This is a genomic window from Desulfurobacterium atlanticum (assembly GCF_900188395.1).
Taxonomy (GTDB): Bacteria; Aquificota; Aquificia; order Desulfurobacteriales; family Desulfurobacteriaceae; genus Desulfurobacterium_A; species Desulfurobacterium_A atlanticum.
This window is the reverse complement of the sequence record NZ_FZOB01000002.1, coordinates 66,803-88,393: the sequence shown is the minus strand read 5'-3', so window position 1 is coordinate 88,393 and position 21,591 is coordinate 66,803. Positions and strand designations below refer to the sequence as shown.

Sequence of the window (21,591 nt, the reverse complement as noted above, 5' to 3'; positions counted from 1 at the left end):
AGAAATTTGTTAATAAAATATAAACTGTTAATCAAAACGCTTTAAAATAAATTAGTACCTGTGAGGAGAAAATGAAAGAGATAAAAATAGCAGTAGTTGAAGATGATATGGAGATAGCAAATATATTGAAACTTGCACTAACAAGAGAAGGATACAGAGTAAGAGTCTTTGATACTTCTGAAAAACTACTGAACGATATTATTGAGTATGACCAGAAATACAACCTTATTATCCTTGACGTAATGCTTCCTGGAATGGAAGGAAGACAGGCGTGTAAAATGTTAAGAGATAGAAAGATAGATGTTCCTATTCTTATTCTTACAGCTCTTTCAAGTGAAGATGATAAAATTAAAGGGTTTGAGTGTGGAGCTGATGATTATCTTACAAAACCTTTCAGTGTTAGAGAACTCCTTGCAAGGGTTAGGGCACTTTTAAGAAGAAAGGGAGAGGTATCGGTATCCACATCGTCAAACCATGGGGGAAAAATAAAGTTTTACGATGACCACAGAACTGTTGAGATAGGAGACAGGAAAGTTTATCTTACAAAAACAGAATTTATGATTTTCAGAATTCTTGTAGAAAACGAAGGAAAAGCCATAAGAAAAGATGAGATATCAACGAAACTTGGAAGTAAAGGCTCTGTCAGAGCTATAGATGTTCATATTAAAAATTTAAGAGAGAAACTTGGCAATGAGGGAAATAAAATCAAAACCGTCTGGGGTGTTGGATACAAGTTTGAATCTTGACACTCTAAAAGCTATAAATACCGTTTCTGATAGGATAATTTTCATTGATAAAAAAGGGAATATTATTGGAACATCCGAAAAGATATGGGACAGATATCCCTATCTTTCTATAATAAAACTTTACGAAAGTCTTAAAAAGGGGAAAAAAGAAGCAACAGCTGAGTTTGAAGACAGGGGAAGAAATATTAAGATAAAAGCTAAAGCATTTAATGAAGTGTATCTCCTTGAACTGGAAGACATTACATCGGATGTTTATATAGAAGAGTTTAAGAAAAAGATCATCTCCACAATTTCTCACGAGCTTAAAACTCCCCTGACAATTGTTAGAGGTTATGTTGAGCTTCTCTCCCTTGATGCTGAATCCGATTTAACCGAGAAAATTTTAAACCAGATAGACAAGGTAATAAACATTGTAAACTCTGTAAGTTTACTTATGAAAGGACAAAAGGGAAACTTTGAACCTGTAGATGTAAAGTCGGTGGTTTCTGAAATAACTGAACAACTAAAAGATAAAATCTCTCTAAAAGATATTAAACTTGAAGTTGAAATTGATGAAAATATCATCGTAGTTGCGGAAAAAATCCTTTTCAGACAGATGATAATCAATCTTCTCGATAACGCAATAAAGTTTACAGAAAAAGGTAAAATCGGTTTAAAAATCTACAAGAAAGGAAACGATATTATTTTAGAGGTCAATGACACAGGCAGAGGAATTCCCGAACACATACAGCCATTCATATTTGAAAAATTTGTAAAAGAGAAAGAAAGTCCGGGCCTTGGGATAGGTCTTTCCCTTGTTAAAACAATAGTGAAGCATCACGGCTGGGAAATAGATTTTGTTTCAAAAACTGGAGAGGGGACAACATTTTTTGTTAAGATGCCAGCAAAATCTTAACAACTTCTTAACAATTTTGTGAGATATTTTAGTTAGCAAATTTTGAAAACTTAAAATTTCAGGAGGAAGTAAGGATGAAAAAGATGAAAAAAGCTACAGTTGCAGCTTTAACAGTTGCAGTAACAGCAGGAACAGTATTCGCATCAGCAACTACTGCAAAAGCTTGGACAATCAATGGTGCTGGTGCTACATTTCCTTACCCTGTTTACGTTGAGTGGGCTAAAGAGTTTAAGAGAGCTACAGGAAACAAAGTTAACTATCAGGGAATCGGTTCTGGTGGCGGTATCAAGCAGGTAACAGACAGAGTTGTTGATTTCGGCGGTTCTGACAAGATGCTCAAGCCAAAAGACCTTGATAAAAGAAGACTTTACCAGTTCCCAGCAGTAATCGGTTCTATTATGGTTGTTTACAACCTTCCGGGAGTTGGTGACAAGGAACTTAAACTTTCAAACAAAGCAGTTTCTGATATCTTTATGGGTAAAATAAGATACTGGGATGACAAAGAAATCAAAGCGGATAACCCATACGTTAAACTTCCACATCTTCCAATAACTGTTGTTCACAGGTCTGAAGGTTCAGGTACAACATGGAACTTTACATACTGGCTTGCTCATATTTCTCCTGAGTGGAAAGAGAAAGTTGGATATGGAAAAGTTGTTAGATGGCCTACTGGAATTGGAGCTAAAGGAAACGCAGGTGTAACAAACTATGTTAAAAGAATTCCAGGTGCTATAGGGTATGTTGAGTATGCTTACAAGAAGCAGAACAACCTTTCTGCTGCCGTTCTTAAAACAGCTGATGGACACTGGGTAGAGCCAAGTGATGAGTCTTTCAAGGCTGCTGCTGCTCACGGAAAGTGGACAAAGAGAACACACTTTTACATTGATGGAAACCTTCTTCTTGCACCGGGAAGAAACAGCTGGCCTTTAACAGTTGCTACAATGATTCTTCTTCCAAGAGAAAAGAAAGAAAGAAACAAACTTGTTACAGAATTCTTTGACTGGGCATTTAAGCACGGAGACAGAGCTGCTGAAAGACTTGGTTATGTTCCACTTCCATCTGAAGTTAAAAGCATGATAAGAAGCTACTGGAGCGAAGTTGTTTTTAAGTAAGCCTTGATAGTCTAAAACAGTAAAGCCCCCGTTAACGGGGGCTTTTTTATTCTCTGTGCCAGTTGTCTCCAACTTCTTCAAGGATTTCAATTTTCTGCACAAAACCTTCATTTTTTAAATACTCTATAGCTTTCAGTCCTTCTTCGTAAAAGTCTGGAGAGAGCCAGATTTCTATAATCCCGTTTTTTCTATCCCGTGTTCTTACTGTTCCTACTTCGTGATACCATTCAAATATGGCGTTGATAAATGCTATATCCTTTACGCTTACCTTACATAATAAATTTCGTCCTTTAATCATTTTAACTCCCTGAAGTTTTTCAATATGATAAAATAATTATTAAGAAAATAAAACAGGAAAAGAGGTATGTGCCATAATCTGGCAAAAAAAATAGATAAAAAAGACAGTTATTATTTACTAATTCCCTATAGAATTTGTTTTCTAAGAAACATTGAAATTGTCACTCTTTTCTGTTTTATTTTTGTTGGTTTTATTCCCGCGCATTACTTTGAAAAACAGATAATAGAGCAGGGAATAGCAGCTGCCATTTTTCTAACCATTTTTTCCATTTTTCTATATAGACTGGAAAAGTATTATTTTTCTGCTATTGTCTTTATCTCATCTATTGTAATGGTGTGTTTTTCTATTCTTCTTCAAAGAGAGCATTCACTTTACATGTGGTTCATCACCGTTCCAATGCTTTCAATTCTTCTTTTGCCGTTTAAAGATGCAGTAATGTTTATCACTTTATTTATTTTTGGATTTCTTTATACAGGAATATATATTCACAATCATGATATTAGAGCATTTGCTTATTACTTCATCAATTTAACAGCATTTATAGTTGTTTCTTCTGTGGGAGCTTTTGTTTTAAAGAGAATAGTTGAGGAAAATTTCATTCAACTGATAGAGCTTTCAATTAAAGACCCTTTAACGGGAGCTTACAACAGATATGCGTTTCTTGATTTTATTAATGAAGAGATGGAGAGAGCTAAAAGATATGGGTTTTCCATATCCATAATAATGTTTGATATTGATGACTTTAAAAAGATAAATGACACCCACGGTCATTTGAAAGGAGATGAGGTTTTAAAAGAGATAGCACGGCTTGTCAGAGAAAACATAAGGAAATGTGATAAACTTGTAAGATGGGGTGGAGAGGAGTTTATTATTCTCTGTCCTCATATTGGTGTTGAAGAAGCGGAAAAATTAGCAGAAAAGTTAAGGAGATTGATAGAAAACAATGATTTTGGAATCAAAGTTACAGTAAGTTTTGGTGTTGCTGAAGTAGATTTTGAGAAAGGTATTGATGATGCCATCAATAAAGCTGATGAAGCTCTTTATCATTCTAAACGTTCAGGTAAAAATAAAGTTTCAGTTTTTTCCTTAAGTTGCTAAATATTTTTTCCTAATTATATTTTCTAATAATACTGTTTGAGGTCTGGTAAAAATGGATAATACAACTCTATCAAAAAATGATAACATAAAAATTGGTAATGCTGTGTTTCATATTCAGACAGAGTTTTATAAAACTTCTGGAGAAGTTGTAACTCTTATATTTAGAAATGGTGAGGTTGTTAAAAGAATAGAGAATGTTCCTGAAAATGAAAATCCGAGTGAGGCAGTTGAAAAACAACATCTTATGGTTATAAATAAGCTTCTCTCTTCTATTAAAAAAGAATCTTCAAATGCTGAAAATTTAAAAAAGGAGCTTCTTTTGGTAGAGGAGCCTGTGTCAGGAAATACTGTGGACTTTTTTAAGGTATTGGTTTCTCAAATAGTCAAAAGAGAGGATTTTCTGTTTGCAAAGATAGTAGATGTAAATGGTAAAGTTGTTCTTGAAATAAAGAATAAACATGAAGAAATACAAGAAGAAATGGTGGAAACTTTTATTGACGGTTTTCTGGCAGAAGAAAGGAACTTTTACCATATGGAAGATGAAGGTCTTTTCCTTTATGGATTTAAGCTATCCGATGGAAGTATTGTTGTTATAGGTTTTAGAAAAAGAAAAGTTAAGTCTGAACTTTATGAAATTGTAAAAAGGGCTTCTGACTCTTACTGTTTGAAACCTTCCTGTAAAAGATGTATTTCTATTCTCATTGTTGAAGATGTTCTTTTCACAAGACTTGTGATGAGAGAAACTTTTAAGTTAATTTCTAAAAATCTTGATGGTTTATGTTTTAAGGAGATAGATGAAGCTGAATCTCTCGGCGATGCTCTTGAATTTTTAAAGAAGAAACATTATGACATTGTTATTACAGATATAAATCTTGGAGATGGTCTTGGAATAGATGTTGCACGATACATAAAAGAACACAACTTAAATACTAAAGTTGTTGCCCTTACAATGTATCCTAAAGAGTATGAAAAGTATAAAGATCTGTTTGATGAGTTTCTTGCAAAACCGATAACTCCTGACGAGCTTAAAAATAAACTTCTATATATGTTTAGATCGGCGTAATGTTAGCTTAACACATATAGCATATTTTTTCTGTTAGAGCTGTTTTAAAAGGGAAAGTTATGAGAAAAAAATTTGGAGTTTTCTTAGCAGTTTTAGTATCTTTTCTCATAGGTATCTATTTTGCTGCTGATTACTATATAACCAAAAAAGTGGAAGAAAAAATAGATAAAAAACTTCAAGCTTTAAAGCCTGAGTTTGATGTAAAATATAAAAATTGTGATGTTTCTATTTTTAGGAAATCTGTTACTTTGGAAAATATTACAGTTTCAGGTTCTTTATTGAAGAAGCCTTTAAGTATTAATAAGTTGGAAGTGGAAAATCCTGATATAAAGGGGAACTTTCCACGATATGCCAGGATTGTGGTGGATAGTGTAGAAATTCCTATTGAAAATTTTCCTGAAAATTTAAGGTATATTCTGAATTTGCTTGATTATAGGAAAACTATCTCTTTCAATACAGAATTTAGTTACCATTTTAACCCGGAAAAGAGAAGGTTTTCCTTAAATAAGTATATTCTTGATGTTCCAGAATCTGGCAGTCTTTTTGTTTCTTTAAAGCTTTATGAAATTCCTGATTTTAAAAATGTTAGCGGTATAGAATCCCTTATCTTTAAATTTTTGTCTATTAAAATTGCAGATGGAGTGCTTATTTATAAAGATAAAGGTTTTTATGAAAGAGCCATTACTGGAATTGCAAAGTATAGAAACCTTTCTCCTGTTGAGGTAAAAAGGAAAATTAAACTTAAAATTAACAAGGAGCTTGGGAATGATATTCTATCTTTAATGATTAAAAAGGCTCTTATTAAATTTATTGAGAATCCGCGATTGATAAAAGTTGAAATTCATCCTGATGAACCTGTCAGATTGGGAACTTTTCTTTTTAATTCAGCTTCTCCTGAAGAGCTTGTTAATAAGCTTGGCCTCAAGGTTGAGGCAGATTGAAATTTTCTATTGATGTTCTTGATTTTTCCTGTTTTCAAAGTTATCATCTCTATGGTAAAAATATTTTGGAGGAATTATGAGTTTTAAAGTTTCTGTGCCTGCTTCTACAAGTAATATCGGTCCTGGCTTTGATGCTCTTGGGCTTGCTTTGACTCTTTATAACGATTTTTTTGTTGAACCGTCAAACAGTTACTGCGTTGATATTGAAGGAGAAGGTGTTTCTAATCTTCCAAAAGATGAGTCAAACCTTTTTCTTAGGGCTTATAAAAGCACTTCGGAGTATCTTGGTTTTTCTCAACCTATTAGTGTTAAATTGGTAAATCGTATTCCTCTTGGAAGAGGTCTTGGTAGCTCTGCCACTGCCATTGTAGGAGGTATTTTGGCAGCTGAAAAGATAGCCGGGAAAAAGCTGTCACTTCCTGAAGTTATAGATGTTGCATTTAAATTTGAACCTCATCCTGATAATGTTTTGCCAGCATATACAGGTGGATTTGTAGTCGCTGCAACAAACGGAGACCTTTCCTATGTTAGACTTGACTTTCCTGAAGAACTCAAGGTAATTGTGGTTGTTCCAGAGCTTTTTCTATCAACTGAAGATTCAAGAGCTGTTCTTCCACCTGGATATTCAAGAGATGATGTTATTTTTAACATTCAACGAGTAGGGCTTTTAATGGGTGCTTTACAGAAGAAAGATTTTTCCCTTTTAAAGGAAGCTGTTAAGGATAGGATTCACCAGCCGTATAGGGGAGATATCATACCCGGTTTCTGGGATGTTTTATCTCAGGGATATAAAGAAGGAGCTTATGCTGTCTATCTTTCTGGAGCTGGCAGCTGTATAGGTGCTCTTGCAGATAATAATTTTGATAATATTGGGAAGGCTATGTGTGATGTTTTTGAAAGTCTTGGAATAGAAGCAAAGTATCTTGTTCTTGATGTTGATAAAGAAGGTGCAAGGGTTGAAGAAGTAAAATGATAGAAAATCTTATAAAAGAGTTAAATCCACAACAGAAAGAAGCTGTTACATATTTTGACTCTCCTCTTTTAATTCTTGCAGGTGCAGGTTCTGGTAAAACAAGAGTTATTACTTATAAAATAGCTTACATGATAGAGAAGTTTAACTATGAGCCTGAGAGAATCCTTGCAGTGACTTTTACAAATAAAGCTGCTCATGAGATGAAGGAGCGGGTTGGTCAGCTTCTTAAAGGAAAGGCTGATGTTTTCGTTTCAACATTTCATTCTTTTTGTGTAAAGCTTTTAAAATCTCATAGTGTAAGAATTGGCTTTAAACCAAACTTTTTAATTATAGATACTGACGATAAAAAAAGTGTCTTAAAGGAAATTCTCAAAGAACTCAACCTTGATACAGAACTTTACAATCCATCTCTCATCGGCTCAATGATAAGTAATGTTAAAAACGGAATGGTTTCAATAGAAAACTTTGAACTAAAAGGTTACGACAGAGTTATTGAAATCTTTGAACTCTATAACAAGAAACTTAAAGAGATGAACGCTTTTGATTTTGATGATCTTCTACTTTATGGAAAAAAATTATTAACAGAACATGAGGACATAAAGAACAGATATGTTGATTATTTCAGATATGTTCTGATAGATGAGTATCAGGATACAAACGCCATCCAGTATGAAATCACAAAAGCTCTTACCCTTGAAAAAGGTAATGTGTGTGTTGTGGGAGATGAAGACCAGTGTATCTATACATGGAGAGGAGCCAATATTAACAACATTTTAAATTTTGAAAAAGATTTTCCACATGCAAAAGTTGTAAAACTTGAGAAAAATTATAGGTGTTCTGGTGTTATTCTTTCTGCAGCAAACGCTGTTATAGCAAATAACACTATAAGAAAAGGAAAAAAGCTTTTTACTGATAATGAAGATGGTGAGCCGATAAGACTTTTTGAAGCTTCTACTGACCAGGAAGAAGCTTTGTTTGTGGGAAAGACGGTTAAAAAGCTTATCAATACAGGTTTTAAACCTTCAGAAATAGCCATCTTTTACAGGACAAACTCTCAATCAAGAATAGTTGAAGATGCTTTAAGAAGAGAAGGGATAAACTATCAAATAGTTGGTGGATTGAAGTTTTACGAGCGAAAAGAAATCAAAGATATTATCGCTTATATGAGAGTTATTCTTTTTGAGGAGGATAAACTTTCTCTTTTCAGAATTTTAAATGTTCCCAAAAGGGGTCTTGGTCAGGCAGCTGAAGAGAGATTGAAAAAGTTGCTGGATGAAGGATATTCAAACATAGAAGCTTTAAATAGAATTGTATTAGAATCACCTTTAAGGCAGAGAGAAGGATTTAAAGAGATTCTTGAAATAATTGAAGCTGGTAAAGAAAAGTTAGAAACACTTAAACCTTACGAATTCATAAAATTTATCACCGCCATTTCAAGATATGAAGATTATTTGAGGAAAGAGTACAGAGAGGATTGGGAAACACGGGTTGAAAACATTACAGAACTTGGAAATACCCTTGAAGAGTTTGCAGAAAGAAGCGGTCTGTCAGGAGAAGAACTTTACCTTGAGTTTCTAAACACTGTTACCTTATCTTCTGATCAGGATGAAATGGAAGATGGAGAAAAGGTTACTTTGATGACAATTCATGCATCTAAAGGTCTTGAGTTTCCTGTGGTCTTCATAACAGGGCTTGAGGAAGGTCTATTTCCCCATGCTCGTTCACTTGATGCAAATGAACAGATTGAAGAGGAGAGAAGGCTTTTTTATGTTGCCATAACAAGAGCTAAAAAAGTGCTTGTTCTTTCCTATGCTAGGAGCAGGAGATTTTTCGGTTCATACAGACCAACTGAAAAATCCCGGTTTATTGATGAAATTCCTTCCCATCTTATAAAACCGGTTTCAAGGAAAACATCAGGAGAAAAAACTCAAGCATCTTCGGTCTCTTCTATCTCTTCCAGGTCTTCTATAAAGAAAAAACCGAAAATAGTTTTTCATAAAAAATTTGGAAAGGGAATTGTTAAAAGGGTTGAAGGGGCTGGGGATACAGCGAAAGTTACTGCATACTTTGCAAATTTTGGTGAAAAAACAATTGTTATGAAATTTTTAAAAGTTCTTGCGTAAAAAATTCCAAATTATCTAATCTCTAAATTAATTTAGTTTCTGATGGAAAGTTTTTAAATTTAAAGTATGGTGTCTGGGGTAGGAATTAAAGGGAGGAGAAGAATATTCCTCCACCTTTATATTTAATTTTTACATACGTGGATATACATTTCCTTTAAGGAAGTTCTACATTCCACTCTTTTAATTTTTCTATCAGAAATTCACAGATATCATTTCTAAAACCGTTGCTGAAGTGCCTTGTTAATATTATCTTTTTTCCCGGATAGATTCTCGTTAATTTATCTACATATTCCTCCGCTTTTCCTTTATCTATTTCAAAAATTTCTTCAAATTCAGCCCAATGAGACTTTCCGTAACATATTATTGCTTGAGGTTGATTCTTTTTATAGAATTCTTGGATTTTTTGAAATCTCTCTTTCTTTACCATTTCAACGTATTCTTGCCAATTATTTATACCAAAAAGCTCTTTGTAGTCGTCAGGAAAGGTGCTCTTTAAAGATTTCTTACCAAGAGGATAGATATTGAGATTACAGATTTTGCTACCTTTTTTCCATAATTTATTTTTCCGATAATCTCTCCATTCTTTTTCCCAATTGTGATAAGAATTGCTTATCCCACATGCAATTTTTGCAATAGGATGAGCTATAGAAAATTTAGGATCCTTTCCTGAAGATACTGGTATAACTTTCTTATTAAATTTTTTTATTTCTTCTTTCTTGTCTAAACTCCATATTCCTGCTTCTTCAATGCCTATTGTCCATAGAATAGCATCAGGGTTTCCCCATCCCAAATGGTTAATTAAAATTTTAAATTCTTTTGTAATCATTACTCATTCCTCCTATGAAAGATGTCAATTTCCAGTACAGAGGTTGCATTTATTATTAACAAAATCCATAAATTGCTTTTTCTCTTTCAAAACTAAAAATATTACTTTAACCAATTTCTTCGCCGTAGCTATCAGCGCTTTTTTCTTCTCTAAACCTCTTTTAACTAATTCATTTTGTCCCCCTTTTATGAAATTGTCTAATCTGTTACTTTGGTTGTCCAGTGATTTAGTGGATCATAACACTCTTATTTTACTTTCTCAATTATATCCATTAGTTTCAAATCTTTCCAATTTGCATCTGTTCACTTCCTTTTTAAATGGTTGGCGGGTATGCAAAGTTGCCCTATCGGGCAACTTAGATAATCTTGTGAACCACATACCTGTTTGTTGTGCAACGTTCCAATAATCATATTTTCCATCTAACTAAGCAAAAGTCTATAATGTCCTGCGTTATTTTATCAATCTCAGATTTATTTAAGCCTTTATTGTCTATACTAAAACCTAACTGTTTGGTTCTTTTTATTTTGGACTGTTGATAGTATTGCTTTTTTTGATCGGGTAATTTGTTCTGGCATTGTTTATTCAGTTTTCCCTCTAGTAAACATAAATTGCCTAATCTATCAATATTTGCAAAATATTCTTCCTCATTGTTAAATCCATATGATGGAAATGTAGGTTTTGGATTCTGAGCAAAAATATGTTCTTTTTGGCAATCCATATATAAGCTGTAATTGCACTCTTCAAAAGTGGGATCTTTGTGCTTCTCATATTCCCATAAAATAAATTTTGTAGCGGGATTATCATAAATACTCTGATTTAGGTAATGCTGGAATAATGGATCAGGCATGAATTCATTTATAAATGAAATAATTCCAGTTTTTGTATTTTCAAGATTTATATGTGTTTTTATATGAGATATAACTTCTCGGTACAGTTTTGCTCGTGGATCTGTTCCCCGTATTTTGTAAACTCTCAGATCTAATGTTTCAATAATATTTATTATTGAATTGTCTAATCATCCCTTAAGTTCCAGTGAGATAATTAAAGGATAAACTCTTGTATTTAATCCCAAAAAGCTAGATAATTTTTTAAATCTGCAATCTTCTTCAACCTTGTACTGCTCTCCAAAAATCAAGACCAAAAATCAGAAAATTTGTTAAGTTCCCTATGCAACTTTTTCACCTCCTTCTTTTTCCATCCATTTCTTAAAACAAAGAGAAGGAGATTTATAACCAATAGCTAAATGAGGATACTCCCTGTTGTAAAACTCTATGAATCCCTTTATTTTTTCCCTTGCTTCATCCAGGCTGTCAAATTCATTAACACAGATAACCTCTTCTTTAATAGTCCTTATCATCTTTTCAGTCTCTGCATTCCCCTTCGGATTGTTATAGCTTGCAAGTATTTGCTTTATCCCAGGTTCTGAACAGAATTTCATAAAACTTTTACTCGTAGGTTGACTTCCATGATCACTGACAAGTTTTATCACTTTGCCCATGGCTCCTTCAGGATAACCGTTGATTTGACTCAAAAAGAAATAAAAGACATAGAAAACTCTTATCTTGCAATTGACGAAATAGAAATTGGTTCAGGAAACAGAATTTCCCTATGGTTATTTGGTTTTGTTTATTAAAGAAAATTTTCTTTGTCCCATCAGTGATAGATTGAATTTTGAAGTATCTCGTTCTTCCCTTCCAATGAAACTCACAATAAAAAGCAGTCTTTTAATGTGTTTCACTGTTTGAGATGGATCCCTAATGTCGCACCACTATTCTATCATTCGTAGTTAATACCTCTTTCCTATAATAAACCTCATCTGGTGTTCGATAACCAAGTGTTTGGTGTAGCCTATCTTCTTGATAGCTTCAATAGCTACCTTGGCTTTAAATTCTGGCAAGAAGTTCTTTCTCTTTCCTATCGGACTCCCCCTTGGCTAAAATTTTTAGCTAAGGGTATGGAGCAGTTTTTGGGGTCCATCTCAACTCCATACTTTTTCTCCAGTTCCTCTTTAAAAGAGAGAAGTTTCCTTTTATAAAAGGTAATATTCATTTCCTTTTCCATAATTCTGTCTTAAAATCTTTTATACTTGATATTTTAATATAGCCTCTTTAAAGATCAATTGAACTGGTCAATAAAACTTTTGCTTTATCTACAGCATCTTTATTTTCATACAAAGGTATCTCTTTGCCATCAACAATGATTTTATCACTACTTATTTCTATCTTTTTATCTTTGTAGACTAGGTAAGTTGAACAATTATTATCGTTATGTAAATATTTACTTAAATCTTGAAATTCATCCAGATTATCTAACAGCTCATTCAACAGGGCAAGTAAAATTACATTAATGTGATAGCTTGTGATTTGCGTTTCTTTTTCGAGTTTTTCAATAAAACCTGTATTTAAATTAGCGTTTTCTTCCCATGCCTGTACCCAACCAAATACATTCTTAAGATTTTTATCATTAAGATTCGATAGTATAATTGGATACTTCAAGAAATAGTAAATCCAATCTTTATTCCTATTTTCATAGTTATGGAGTTTTTCATCTATAATTTCCTGAAGAGATTTATTTTGTAGTTTGCTGAAAAACTGAGAATATAGTTCTGCTCTCTTCTCAAATTCTTCCTTGTCTCCCGAAACCTTTATTTGTCTTGCTTTATAGGTAAAGAAAATCTCCCAGTATCCTTTCTGCCCAAAGAAATACTTGTCTCCTCTACATACTGTTCCCAACCAAATGCTATAATCACCTATGGCTAACAATGCTCTGCATATTAAATTGTCAGGATTGTTAAATAATGAAATGAATTTTTTATTTATAAACTTCATTCTTTCAGCTTTATCTTTAATGAAATTACATTTATTACTTAAAAATATTCTTAGATCTCCTTTTAAATATTTAAAATCTTCTAACTGATGAATTTCCTGTTTTACTCCATGTTTTATTATTAACTCAGCCTTTTCCTTCTCATGTTTTAGTGATTCTGTTCTTGGGGTTATCTCTAACAATTTTTCATAAGGGTCTTTATCTTTTATATTTTTTATCAAAGGCATATAACCTTTAATGAGCTGAGGAATATCTTTGTTTTCTATAGTTAAAGTATATTCTATCTTCCCCCTTTTTAGAGTTCTCTGTCTATGTAGATCATTTCTTGATATCCTTAACAAATCAAGTACTCTATTTAAGTCTTTCTCAATGTCTGTAATCTTCAAAACAGCTTTTATCATCAAGTAAGCTAATATTTTATTAGTGTTCGTCATATTATCATAATTTCTTAATACTTCCACAAATAAATTTATCCTTTCATTCTTTCCAAAAAAGATAAATTTTCCCTCAATGTATTTAGAAACACTTTCAATCCTTTTAAGATTATCCAAACACTCTTCTAAAAGTGAAAAATTATCTTTACTCTTATAAAATTCCCTCAAATAATTAAAACTATAAATATTTACATCTTCATAGTTTTTTCCATTTTCATAAGACCTCATTTCAGTAATAAATCTTATTAGGTTCATAAATGGATTATCAATAAGGTAGTTTTCATCCTTATATTTCCAAAAAAAATTACTCCAATTTTTTTCAAATTTTTCAGCTATTTGTTTGTATTTCCATATACCTTCTTTATATGCAATTTGTTCATAGATTGTTTTAAAGTTTTCAAGTTCCGTCAAAACTTTCCCTCTTGAATTCATCTTTCTATAGAGCTCTTCAGCCTGCTTATCCATAATATCAAGTTCAAAAATGGAAAATGTAATTTTTTCCAATTTGTCAAAATATTCTTTATATTTCCCTCTTTTATGTATTTCATCCAGAACTATAAGCATAGATTCTACCGTTGGATCAAATTCCCAAAAAGGTATGAATTTTTTATGATTTTTTAACTGACTTGAGATTTTATCTTGCGAAAAGTCAATATCTTTCACTTCCCATAAAAATTCGCAAAATTCTTCTGCAGATTTTCTTGTTCTATATTTAAAGTCAACTTTATAATTTTTATTTTCCTTTCTTGCAAAATACCAATATAGTAAGAATAAAGTAGTAAGCCTCTGTTGTCCATCAATAGGAATAAAAGTTCCATTGTTATATTGCCCATATACGAAGTCTAAATGGAATACTTCATTATTCTCCAGAGCATTGAACAAGTCATTTAAAAATTTTTTTCTAATTTCTTTTGCATCATCACGACCCAAAACGTAATCTCTCTGGATTATAGGTATCTCTATTTTCTCAAAATACTGAAAATTATTCATTGCTCTCCCCCAGCAAAGATTTTATACTTTCTATCATATTTTTAAGGTAGTTTTTAGCATCTTCTATACTCCATTTTTTCATATCACAGCTATGCTTGCTAAAATCACTGTAATACTTCAAAAATACATTTTTGGTTGCTATTGGAATAAATTCTCCTTTCCTATCAAATTCTATTATTTGGTTTCTCTTCACAAGAAAAATATTATTTTTTATAGCTGAATTTAAGCTCCTGGGTAAAAGAGTCAGGTTAAAAAGTAAGTCTTTGTTCTCGTCTTCTTTGAAGAATTCATCAATAAATTTTTCTCCAATAAAACTTTCCCACTCTTCCTCGTTTTTAGGAATTTCAATGTCTGATAATTTCAGTTTTTTAATCTCTTCTATAACCTTCCTTATATCTTGTTTAAGCTTATCTGTTCTCGGAGTTATATGTTCAAGGCTCCATCTGTCGTTATTAAACTTATAAAATGAAAATTTTATGTAGGAATCTTTAGAGGAATTAATCAATGTTGCTATATTAAATAGAAGCAGTAAGTCTTCTATAGTTTTATTCTTATAAGAAGTACCATAAGTTAAGTCATAATACTCCTTTATTTTTTCCTTAAAATCTTCGTTATCTATAATCTCATAAAGTTCTAAAAGTTTTTCAAATTTTGTTTTAGATTTTATTTCCTCAATCAGTTTTTTTCTGAAATCCTTCTTATCTGTTGATTTTTCATACAGTTTGTAAATATCTACTATGCTCATCCTTTTTTCCTTGCTTCTCAGGGAAATCAAAAATCCTATTAAATGGTAAAATTCCCTATCCTGATGCCAGAATCTAAGCATTCCAAATATTGCTTTTATATCTTTCCAGAGACTCTTAATGTCTTTCTTATATTCGTCTTCAAATTTTCTTATCAATTCCTCATACAGCTCATATTTCTTATATGAAGGCTTCTGCAAAAAAATCTGAAAGACAATTTCAATCCTGTTCTTTAAATCCTCACTTGATATGAAACCATAAAATTCGTTGTCTCTGAGGGTATATTCCATATCATTCCATTCTTTTGATATTGCATATCTTTCTTCTTCGTCTCTTCCTTGAGAAACCAGAAAAGATTTTATTAACTCTGCATCTGTAAGAGGAACTTTCCCTATGTTTAATCTTATAAAAACCTCAAATTCGTCTTCATCTTGAGGTAATTCGTACCAGATAAATCGGATATTTTTATTAATATCTCTTCCATCAAATTCACGTTTTCCTCTTTTTATAAAATTCATAAATTCTTCTATTTCATCCTCGTTAAACTTTTTATTACGTATATTCTCACCTTTTATCCAGCTTAATACTGCCTTATATGCATTATACATGTACCAGAAGTCTGCGTTTTCTTCTGCCTTTTCCTTGGTTTCATTGTGAATGTTTTCTAAAAACTCTTTACTGCCTTCTCTGTCGTAAATTATGGAAAATTTTCGTTCCTTTCTATTGATAAAATTCTCAAAAGCCTTTAGTATAATGAAAATTGTAGTTAATCTTTGTTGTCCATCTACAACTGTATACTTAACTTCCTCATTTTTTATAACTAAAGGTTGCAACGAATAATATGTAACTTTTGCATTAGACGTGTCTGTTGATTCTATGTAGAAACTATACAAATCATTTAGTAAAGCTAAGACGTGTTCTTTCTCCCATCTATATCCTCTTTGATAGAATGGAACGTAGAACGGTTTTTTTTCATATAACAGTTCACCTATAGATTTGAGCATGTTTTCTTCCCCCCTAACTATTGCTAATCAATTCTATAGCAAGATTAAATCTACTAATTTCAAAGTTTCTCATCTGTCCATATTTCTCCTTTCACAAAGCTTCTTTATCTATAAAAGTTGCTTATTTTAATTTTGCTTGTTTTTCAGTTCTTAATTTTAATACTTGTAATAGTTTTTCAACAGGAAGCACAGGAACTTCTGAAACAGAAAAATCTTTAGATTCCTTTTTACGAGATTCTTATCTAATCTGAAAGCCATTTTTGTTTTTAAAATTCCCTCCTATGTGTATAGATAATTTTAACCTATACGGCATACTATTAAAAAGCAAAGAATGTTTTTGGTGTGGTTAAGTGGTTAATAAGTTGGGGTTGTTAGGAAGGGAGTAAGGAGAATGTGCTTATCCTTTACAATCAGTAAAGTTTTTCTGAAGTTTGCTGAAGCTCTTTTTTTCAAGGGATTTAGGATGGTGCCCGGGGCGGGAATCGAACCCGCACGGGCTTGCGCCCAAGGGATTTTGAATCCCTCGCGTCTGCCAGTTCCGCCACCCGGGCTTTTTTGGTATTCTTATTGTGCTTAAAATAAAATATGCGGAGGAATTATGAATGCAAGTGTCGGTTTTATAGGTGGCGGTAAAATGGCAGAAGCAATTATATCAGCTTTAATAGATTCAGAAACAGTAAAACCTGAAAAGATAAATGTTTCTGATATCAGTGAAGAGAGGCTAAAATATTTAAAGGAAAGATATAAAGTTAACACATATTTGCTTAATACTGAGGTTGCAGCTATTTCTGATATTGTTGTTCTTGTAGTAAAGCCTCAGATTGCAGAACTTGTTCTTGAGGAGCTTAGAGAGGTTATTCTCAGCACTCAGCTCTTTATAAGTGTTGTAGCTGGTCTTTCAATTGGGTCTATTGAGTCAATTATCGGAAGCAATAAAAAAATAATTCGTGCCATGCCAAATATTCTTGTGAAAATAAAAGAGGGAACGATAGGCTACTGTATAAATTCAAATGTTGAGATGGAAGATTGTGAGTTTTTTGAATGTTTGTTTAAAAATATTGCAGAAGTTGTGAAGGTTGAAGAGTATCTTATGGATGCTGTAACAGGGCTTGCTGGGAGTGGCCCGGCATTTGTTTTTCTTATGATTCAAGCTCTCGCTGATGGAGGTGTCAGGGCTGGATTACCAAGAGATAAAGCGATAAAGCTGGCTGCTCAAACTGTTAAAGGTGCTGCTGCACTTGTACTTAAAGGGGAACATCCAGAAATTTTAAAGGATAGTGTAATGTCTCCTGCAGGGACAACTGCTGAGGGAATTGTTAAACTTGAGGAAAAGGCTGTAAGGTCTGCTTTTATAGAGGCGGTGTTTGCAGCTTATAAACGTTCAAAAGAGATTTCTGAACTTATGAAAAAGAAAGGATGAAAAAGATAAGGCCGGAAAAGAGATTTTATAGGGAGTTTGTTAAGACTGAAGGTGTTTCTTTTGAGATTAGTGCAGGTGAGAGTAATCTATGGATAAATATTTTAGACAGGTCTGCTGTAACTGAAAACATTAAGGTAGAGCTGACTGAGTATTTGATTGTTTTAAGGGAAGAGCTTTTAAGGTATATTGAGGTGCAGCCTGAGTTTTTGAAAAGTCTTGAGCCGATAAAGCCTGTTGGTTTAATGGTTCCAGAAATTGTAAGATTGATGATAAGTGCTTCGGAAAAAATTGGAGTTGGACCTATGGCGGGTGTTGCTGGAGCGGTAAATTTTTTTATAGGTAGAAAGCTTGAAAGTTATGGAATTTGTGAGTACATAATTGAAAATGGGGGAGATGTATATCTTTCGTCTTCAAAAGATAGAGTGTTAAAGTTATTTACAGGGATTGATAAGATAGATAAAAACATTGGACTTAAAATTCCACCTGGAAAATGGGGGGTTTGCAGCTCTTCCAGCAAGATAGGTCACTCTTTGAGTTTGGGCAATAGTGTTGTTGCTACAGCTATTGATAAAGACCCTATTGTTGCAGATTGTGCCGCTACCTATATTGCAAATTCAAGAACTGTTGAAGAGATGGCGGAAGTTTCAAAAAAACTTACAAATTCTAAAATTTCAGGGGTATTTGGTGTTATTGATGGGAAAATTGTTGTTTCCGGGAATATTGAACCTGTAAAAATAGTTAAGGGATAGATTTATGGATAAAGAAACTCTTTACGCTCTTGGTTTTTACTTAAAAAGAGGAATAGGATTTAAGACCATAGAAAGGATAATTTGTGAGTTCGGTTCTTTTGAAATAGCTTATAAATCCGGAAAGTTTGAGCCGGATTTAGATAGAGCAAGGGCTGAAATTGAAAAAGCTGAAAAGCTAAGAGTTAGTATTATCCCGATAACCTCTCCGGATTATCCTTCTCAACTTAAAACAATTCCTCATCCTCCGCCGATTATCTATGTGAAAGGTGAGATAGGAAAGTCTTCTGCTGTTGCTATAGTGGGTTCACGGAAATGTTCTTCTTACGGTAGGAAGATAGCTTATCAGCTTGCAAAGTTTTTATCTTCTCATGAAATAGCTGTGGTCAGCGGTCTTGCTTACGGTATAGACACAGCAGCTCATAAAGGTGCTGTTGAATCTGACGGGATTACTTATGCTGTTCTTGGTTGTGGAATAGATGTTGATTATCCTGCAGGAAATTCAAATTTAAGAAAAGCTATCATTGAAAAGGGTGGAGCTGTAATTTCAGAGTTTCCTTTTGGAACTTCTCCTTCAAGAGAGAATTTTCCGCGAAGGAACAGGATAATAAGCGGTTTAGCCCTTGCTACTGTGGTTATTGAGGCAAATGAAAACAGTGGTGCTTTGATTACAGCTCAATTTACTGTGGAGCAGGGAAGGGAGCTTTTTGTTGTTCCGGCAAATGTAGACTCAATTTACAGCAGGGGAAGTAATAGACTTTTAAGAGCAGGAGCAACTCCGCTTACAGATTTTGAGCAGATTTTTGAAGATTTACCTTATTTAAAGCAAAGTTCGCAGAAAAAAATCAATAAGGTGGAAATTGATGAGGCTTATCAACCGATTATTAATGTTCTTTTAAAAGGAGATGCTCATATTGATAAGATAATTGCTGAAAGTGGCCTTTCCTACTGTGAAGCTATAACGCTTCTTTTTGAGATGGAATCAAAAGGTATAGTAAAATCTGAAAATAATCGTTATTTCTTGTCAGAAACGGGAGGTATGTTTTGAGAACAGGTGAAGTAAAGAGAAAAACAGGAGAGACGGAGATAAAAATAAAGATAAACCTTGATGGTAAAGGGGAATATAAGGTTAAAACCGATATACCTTTTCTCACTCACATGCTGGAACTTTTTGCAAAACACGGAAGATTTGATATTGAGGTGTGGGCTTCGGGAGATGTTGATGTTGACCACCATCATCTTATTGAGGATGTTGGAATTGTTCTTGGCAAAGCTGTAGGAAATGCTCTTGGGGATAAAAGGGGCATAAACAGATATGGAAGTTGCACCTTGCCGATGGATGAAAGTCTTGTAATGGTTGCTGTTGACCTTTCCGGCAGACCTTACTTTGTCTATAACGGGTTTCCTGAGATGGCTGTTTTAAAAGGTATAGAGTTTGACCTGTGGCGGGAGTTCTGGAAATCCTTTTCTTTTGCCTTAAAGTGTAATTTACATATAAATCTTTTTTACGGACTGAATCTTCACCACATGGCGGAAGGGACTTTTAAAGCTGTTGCAAGAAGTTTAAAGCAGGCTGTCAGGATAGATCCTGATATGATGGGAGAAATTCCTTCCACAAAAGGTGTTATTTAATTTCATGAGAACGAAAGGCTTTATTGAAATGTTAGGAGCAACTTTCATATGGGGAAGTGTTCCTCTTATGGGTATATGGTCAGGATTGCCAAGTGCTATCTTTGTCTTTTTCAGAGTGCTTTTCGCTCTTCCTTTTATTTTCTTTTTTGTTCTCAAACATATTTCGTTAAAAGAGTTCTTCAAGGTAAAGCCTTTCTGGCCATTACTTTTAAGTGGTATTATGCTTGGTGTTAATTGGGTGTTCTTTTTCTGGGCAATTAAAGTGATAGATGTGGCAACTGTAGTTACTATTTACTATGCAGGACCGATAATTTCAATACTTCTTGCATCAATATTTTTAAATGAGAAGGTTGATTTTTTCGTTGTTCTTTCTGTTGTTTTAGCATTTATAGGAATATTTATTAGTAGTGGGAGCTTAACATTTAGTAAAGGGATTTTAATTGCTTTTCTTGCTGCTTTAAGTTACGGTTTACTTGGATTTTTTTCAAAAATAGCTACTTTTTATCATAAAGCTACTGTAATTACAGGATGGCAGATATTGATATCCGTTTTTATTACTTTTCCTTTCCTATTTTTAGGCAAGTGGGGATTAAGTTTTAAAAGTCTAATAGTTGTTATTGTAGCAGGAGTTGTTCATACGGCTCTTGCTCTTTTTCTGTGGTATGATGCGTTAAGTTATATCTCTGTTTCTTTAGCTTCCATTCTGCAATACCTTGATATAGTTTTTGCCACCATTCTTGCATATCTTTTTTTAAATCAGATACCAGTACCAGCGGTAAATCAGATTATCGAAGCGTTGCTTATAGTTATTTCTGGAAGTTTAATTTCTCTAAAGGAAATGAAAGGAACGGTAGTTAGGCTTGGTCGTAATACCCGGTGAGTTTTCCAAATAGTTTAACTCTTTCGCCTGCTTTGAATGTTTTTTTTGTAATTACTGATAGGAGAAAATTTTCAACGGCGATTTTCATGTGAAAAAGCTCAATTCCTTGAATTTCAGTTTCTTCTACCTGAATCACTTTTCCGATTATTGTGTATTTTTCTTTAGATGTGTGAAGGATTACAGATTTAAAGTAGTTTTCAGGGTTTCTTCTAATTCTTTTAAGAAGCAATGAAACGTTTTCGTCAGGAAGGAGTTTTTCAAGTTTATCTATTGCTTTTCCCATACCTTTTAGAGCCAGCTTTATGAGTTTGACTATACACTCTTTTTCTATCGGTGATTTAGGAGATTCTGGAAGAAGGTTTTCTGTTTCGGAAAATAAAGCTATTCTGACTGGTACTTCATACTTTAAAGCTTTTGGTAAGTCTGAAACATTTATTAAGTTAAAGTTTATAATTGCACCTGTTTCTATTTCAACTGCTTCAACAAGAAGAGTGAAATTTTCAAGTTCTTTTATGGCAAAGTTTAAATCTTCAAATTTTAAAAGAATTCCCTTTTTAAAACCTATAAAACAACCAAGGTCTATTTTATCCCATTTTTTAAATATGTTTTTGCTTTTTTTTAAAAGATGATATGTGAAGATGGTAAACCCCGATTCTTCTATGGAGCGGGATATTAAAGTTTCTCCTGTATCAAGCATATCTTCAAATACAAAATACTCAACAGTTTTTGTTTTTCCCTTATCTTTCGCTTTTTTACATAATCTTTCTTTTGTTTCTGACGGTATTCCAGGGAAATCTTTCATAAGACTTAACTCCAGAAAAGGCGGCATAGAGCCGCCTTT

20 protein-coding genes and 1 tRNA gene are annotated in these 21,591 nt (G+C 33.1%); 13 read left to right on the top strand and 8 right to left on the bottom strand.

Annotation, left to right across the window (positions count from 1 at the left end):
* Positions 1 to 71: 71 nt before the first annotated feature.
* The 3 genes from CHB58_RS02000 (at position 72) to pstS (ending at position 2,753) form a co-directional block, all read left to right on the top strand.
* Positions 72 to 746 carry a response regulator transcription factor gene (locus CHB58_RS02000; protein WP_089322435.1) on the top strand — a complete coding sequence of 225 codons (675 nt, stop codon included), beginning with the start codon at positions 72 to 74 and terminating at the stop codon, positions 744 to 746.
* Entirely contained in the window at positions 691 to 1,641 is a 951-nt protein-coding gene (locus CHB58_RS01995) for a sensor histidine kinase (RefSeq protein ID WP_089322434.1), read from the top strand. Before CHB58_RS02000 ends, CHB58_RS01995 begins: the two co-directional genes overlap by 56 nt.
* Positions 1,642 to 1,715: 74 nt before the next feature.
* Entirely contained in the window at positions 1,716 to 2,753 is a 1,038-nt protein-coding gene (gene pstS, locus CHB58_RS01990) for a phosphate ABC transporter substrate-binding protein PstS (RefSeq protein WP_089322433.1), read from the top strand.
* A gap of 46 nt (positions 2,754 to 2,799) precedes the next feature.
* On the opposite strand, the gene CHB58_RS01985 is transcribed toward pstS, so the two are convergent.
* Positions 2,800 to 3,051, bottom strand: coding sequence for a DUF4911 domain-containing protein (locus tag CHB58_RS01985; protein WP_089322432.1), 252 nt, complete (start codon positions 3,049 to 3,051; stop codon positions 2,800 to 2,802).
* A 66-nt stretch (positions 3,052 to 3,117) separates the two neighbouring features.
* On the opposite strand from CHB58_RS01985, the gene CHB58_RS01980 reads away from it, so the two are divergent.
* The 5 genes from CHB58_RS01980 to CHB58_RS01960 all read left to right on the top strand — a co-directional run bounded on the left by CHB58_RS01980 (position 3,118) and on the right by CHB58_RS01960 (position 9,249).
* On the top strand, positions 3,118 to 4,149 hold the full coding sequence (locus CHB58_RS01980; RefSeq protein WP_089322431.1) for a GGDEF domain-containing protein: 1,032 nt from the start codon (positions 3,118 to 3,120) through the stop codon (positions 4,147 to 4,149).
* 52 nt (positions 4,150 to 4,201) lie between these two features.
* The gene (locus CHB58_RS01975; protein WP_089322430.1) at positions 4,202 to 5,212 is read left to right on the top strand and encodes a response regulator; all 1,011 of its coding nucleotides are present in this window, start codon (positions 4,202 to 4,204) and stop codon (positions 5,210 to 5,212) included.
* Between the two features lie 59 nt (positions 5,213 to 5,271).
* Positions 5,272 to 6,153, top strand: a complete 882-nt coding sequence (locus CHB58_RS01970) for a hypothetical protein (RefSeq protein ID WP_089322429.1) — start codon at positions 5,272 to 5,274, stop codon at positions 6,151 to 6,153.
* A 76-nt stretch (positions 6,154 to 6,229) separates the two neighbouring features.
* Entirely contained in the window at positions 6,230 to 7,126 is an 897-nt protein-coding gene (thrB, locus tag CHB58_RS01965) for a homoserine kinase (protein ID WP_089322428.1), read from the top strand.
* Positions 7,123 to 9,249 carry an ATP-dependent helicase gene (locus tag CHB58_RS01960; protein WP_245807310.1) on the top strand — a complete coding sequence of 709 codons (2,127 nt, stop codon included), beginning with the start codon at positions 7,123 to 7,125 and terminating at the stop codon, positions 9,247 to 9,249. The genes thrB and CHB58_RS01960 overlap by 4 nt, the downstream gene beginning before the upstream one ends.
* A gap of 154 nt (positions 9,250 to 9,403) precedes the next feature.
* On the opposite strand, the gene CHB58_RS01955 is transcribed toward CHB58_RS01960, so the two are convergent.
* From CHB58_RS01955 to CHB58_RS01930, 6 genes are all read right to left on the bottom strand, one after another.
* Entirely contained in the window at positions 9,404 to 10,075 is a 672-nt protein-coding gene (locus CHB58_RS01955) for a hypothetical protein (RefSeq protein WP_089322427.1), read from the bottom strand.
* Positions 10,076 to 10,481: 406 nt separating this feature from the next.
* Positions 10,482 to 10,922 (bottom strand): HNH endonuclease family protein, encoded by a 441-nt coding sequence (locus tag CHB58_RS01950; protein ID WP_089322426.1) that lies wholly within the window; start codon positions 10,920 to 10,922, stop codon positions 10,482 to 10,484.
* Between the two features lie 318 nt (positions 10,923 to 11,240).
* Positions 11,241 to 11,573 (bottom strand): integrase core domain-containing protein, encoded by a 333-nt coding sequence (locus CHB58_RS01945; protein WP_089322425.1) that lies wholly within the window; start codon positions 11,571 to 11,573, stop codon positions 11,241 to 11,243.
* Positions 11,574 to 12,183: 610 nt separating this feature from the next.
* Complete coding sequence (locus CHB58_RS01940) at positions 12,184 to 14,325, bottom strand: DUF262 domain-containing protein (RefSeq protein ID WP_089322424.1); 2,142 nt, start codon at positions 14,323 to 14,325, stop codon at positions 12,184 to 12,186.
* The gene (locus CHB58_RS01935) at positions 14,318 to 16,072 is read right to left on the bottom strand and encodes a DUF262 domain-containing protein (protein ID WP_089322423.1); all 1,755 of its coding nucleotides are present in this window, start codon (positions 16,070 to 16,072) and stop codon (positions 14,318 to 14,320) included. The genes CHB58_RS01940 and CHB58_RS01935 overlap by 8 nt, the downstream gene beginning before the upstream one ends.
* 464 nt (positions 16,073 to 16,536) lie before the next feature.
* Positions 16,537 to 16,623: transfer RNA gene (locus tag CHB58_RS01930), tRNA-Leu, on the bottom strand.
* A gap of 47 nt (positions 16,624 to 16,670) precedes the next feature.
* On the opposite strand from CHB58_RS01930, the gene proC reads away from it, so the two are divergent.
* The 5 genes from proC to CHB58_RS01905 are packed head-to-tail and all read left to right on the top strand — an operon-like array spanning position 16,671 to position 20,750.
* A complete protein-coding gene (gene proC / locus CHB58_RS01925; RefSeq protein ID WP_089322422.1) occupies positions 16,671 to 17,492 on the top strand; it encodes a pyrroline-5-carboxylate reductase in 822 nt (273 codons plus the stop codon).
* Positions 17,489 to 18,241, top strand: coding sequence for a UPF0280 family protein (locus CHB58_RS01920; protein ID WP_089322421.1), 753 nt, complete (start codon positions 17,489 to 17,491; stop codon positions 18,239 to 18,241). The genes proC and CHB58_RS01920 overlap by 4 nt, the downstream gene beginning before the upstream one ends.
* Before the next feature lie 4 nt (positions 18,242 to 18,245).
* Entirely contained in the window at positions 18,246 to 19,286 is a 1,041-nt protein-coding gene (gene dprA, locus CHB58_RS01915; protein ID WP_089322420.1) for a DNA-processing protein DprA, read from the top strand.
* A complete protein-coding gene (gene hisB, locus CHB58_RS01910) occupies positions 19,283 to 19,870 on the top strand; it encodes an imidazoleglycerol-phosphate dehydratase HisB (RefSeq protein ID WP_089322419.1) in 588 nt (195 codons plus the stop codon). The genes dprA and hisB overlap by 4 nt, the downstream gene beginning before the upstream one ends.
* A gap of 4 nt (positions 19,871 to 19,874) precedes the next feature.
* A complete protein-coding gene (locus CHB58_RS01905; RefSeq protein ID WP_089322418.1) occupies positions 19,875 to 20,750 on the top strand; it encodes a DMT family transporter in 876 nt (291 codons plus the stop codon).
* Here CHB58_RS01905 and CHB58_RS01900 read toward each other — a convergent pair.
* Positions 20,725 to 21,579 (bottom strand): hypothetical protein, encoded by an 855-nt coding sequence (locus CHB58_RS01900; protein ID WP_089322417.1) that lies wholly within the window; start codon positions 21,577 to 21,579, stop codon positions 20,725 to 20,727. The two genes, CHB58_RS01905 and CHB58_RS01900, sit on opposite strands and share 26 nt — an antisense overlap.
* Positions 21,580 to 21,591: the final 12 nt, after the last annotated feature.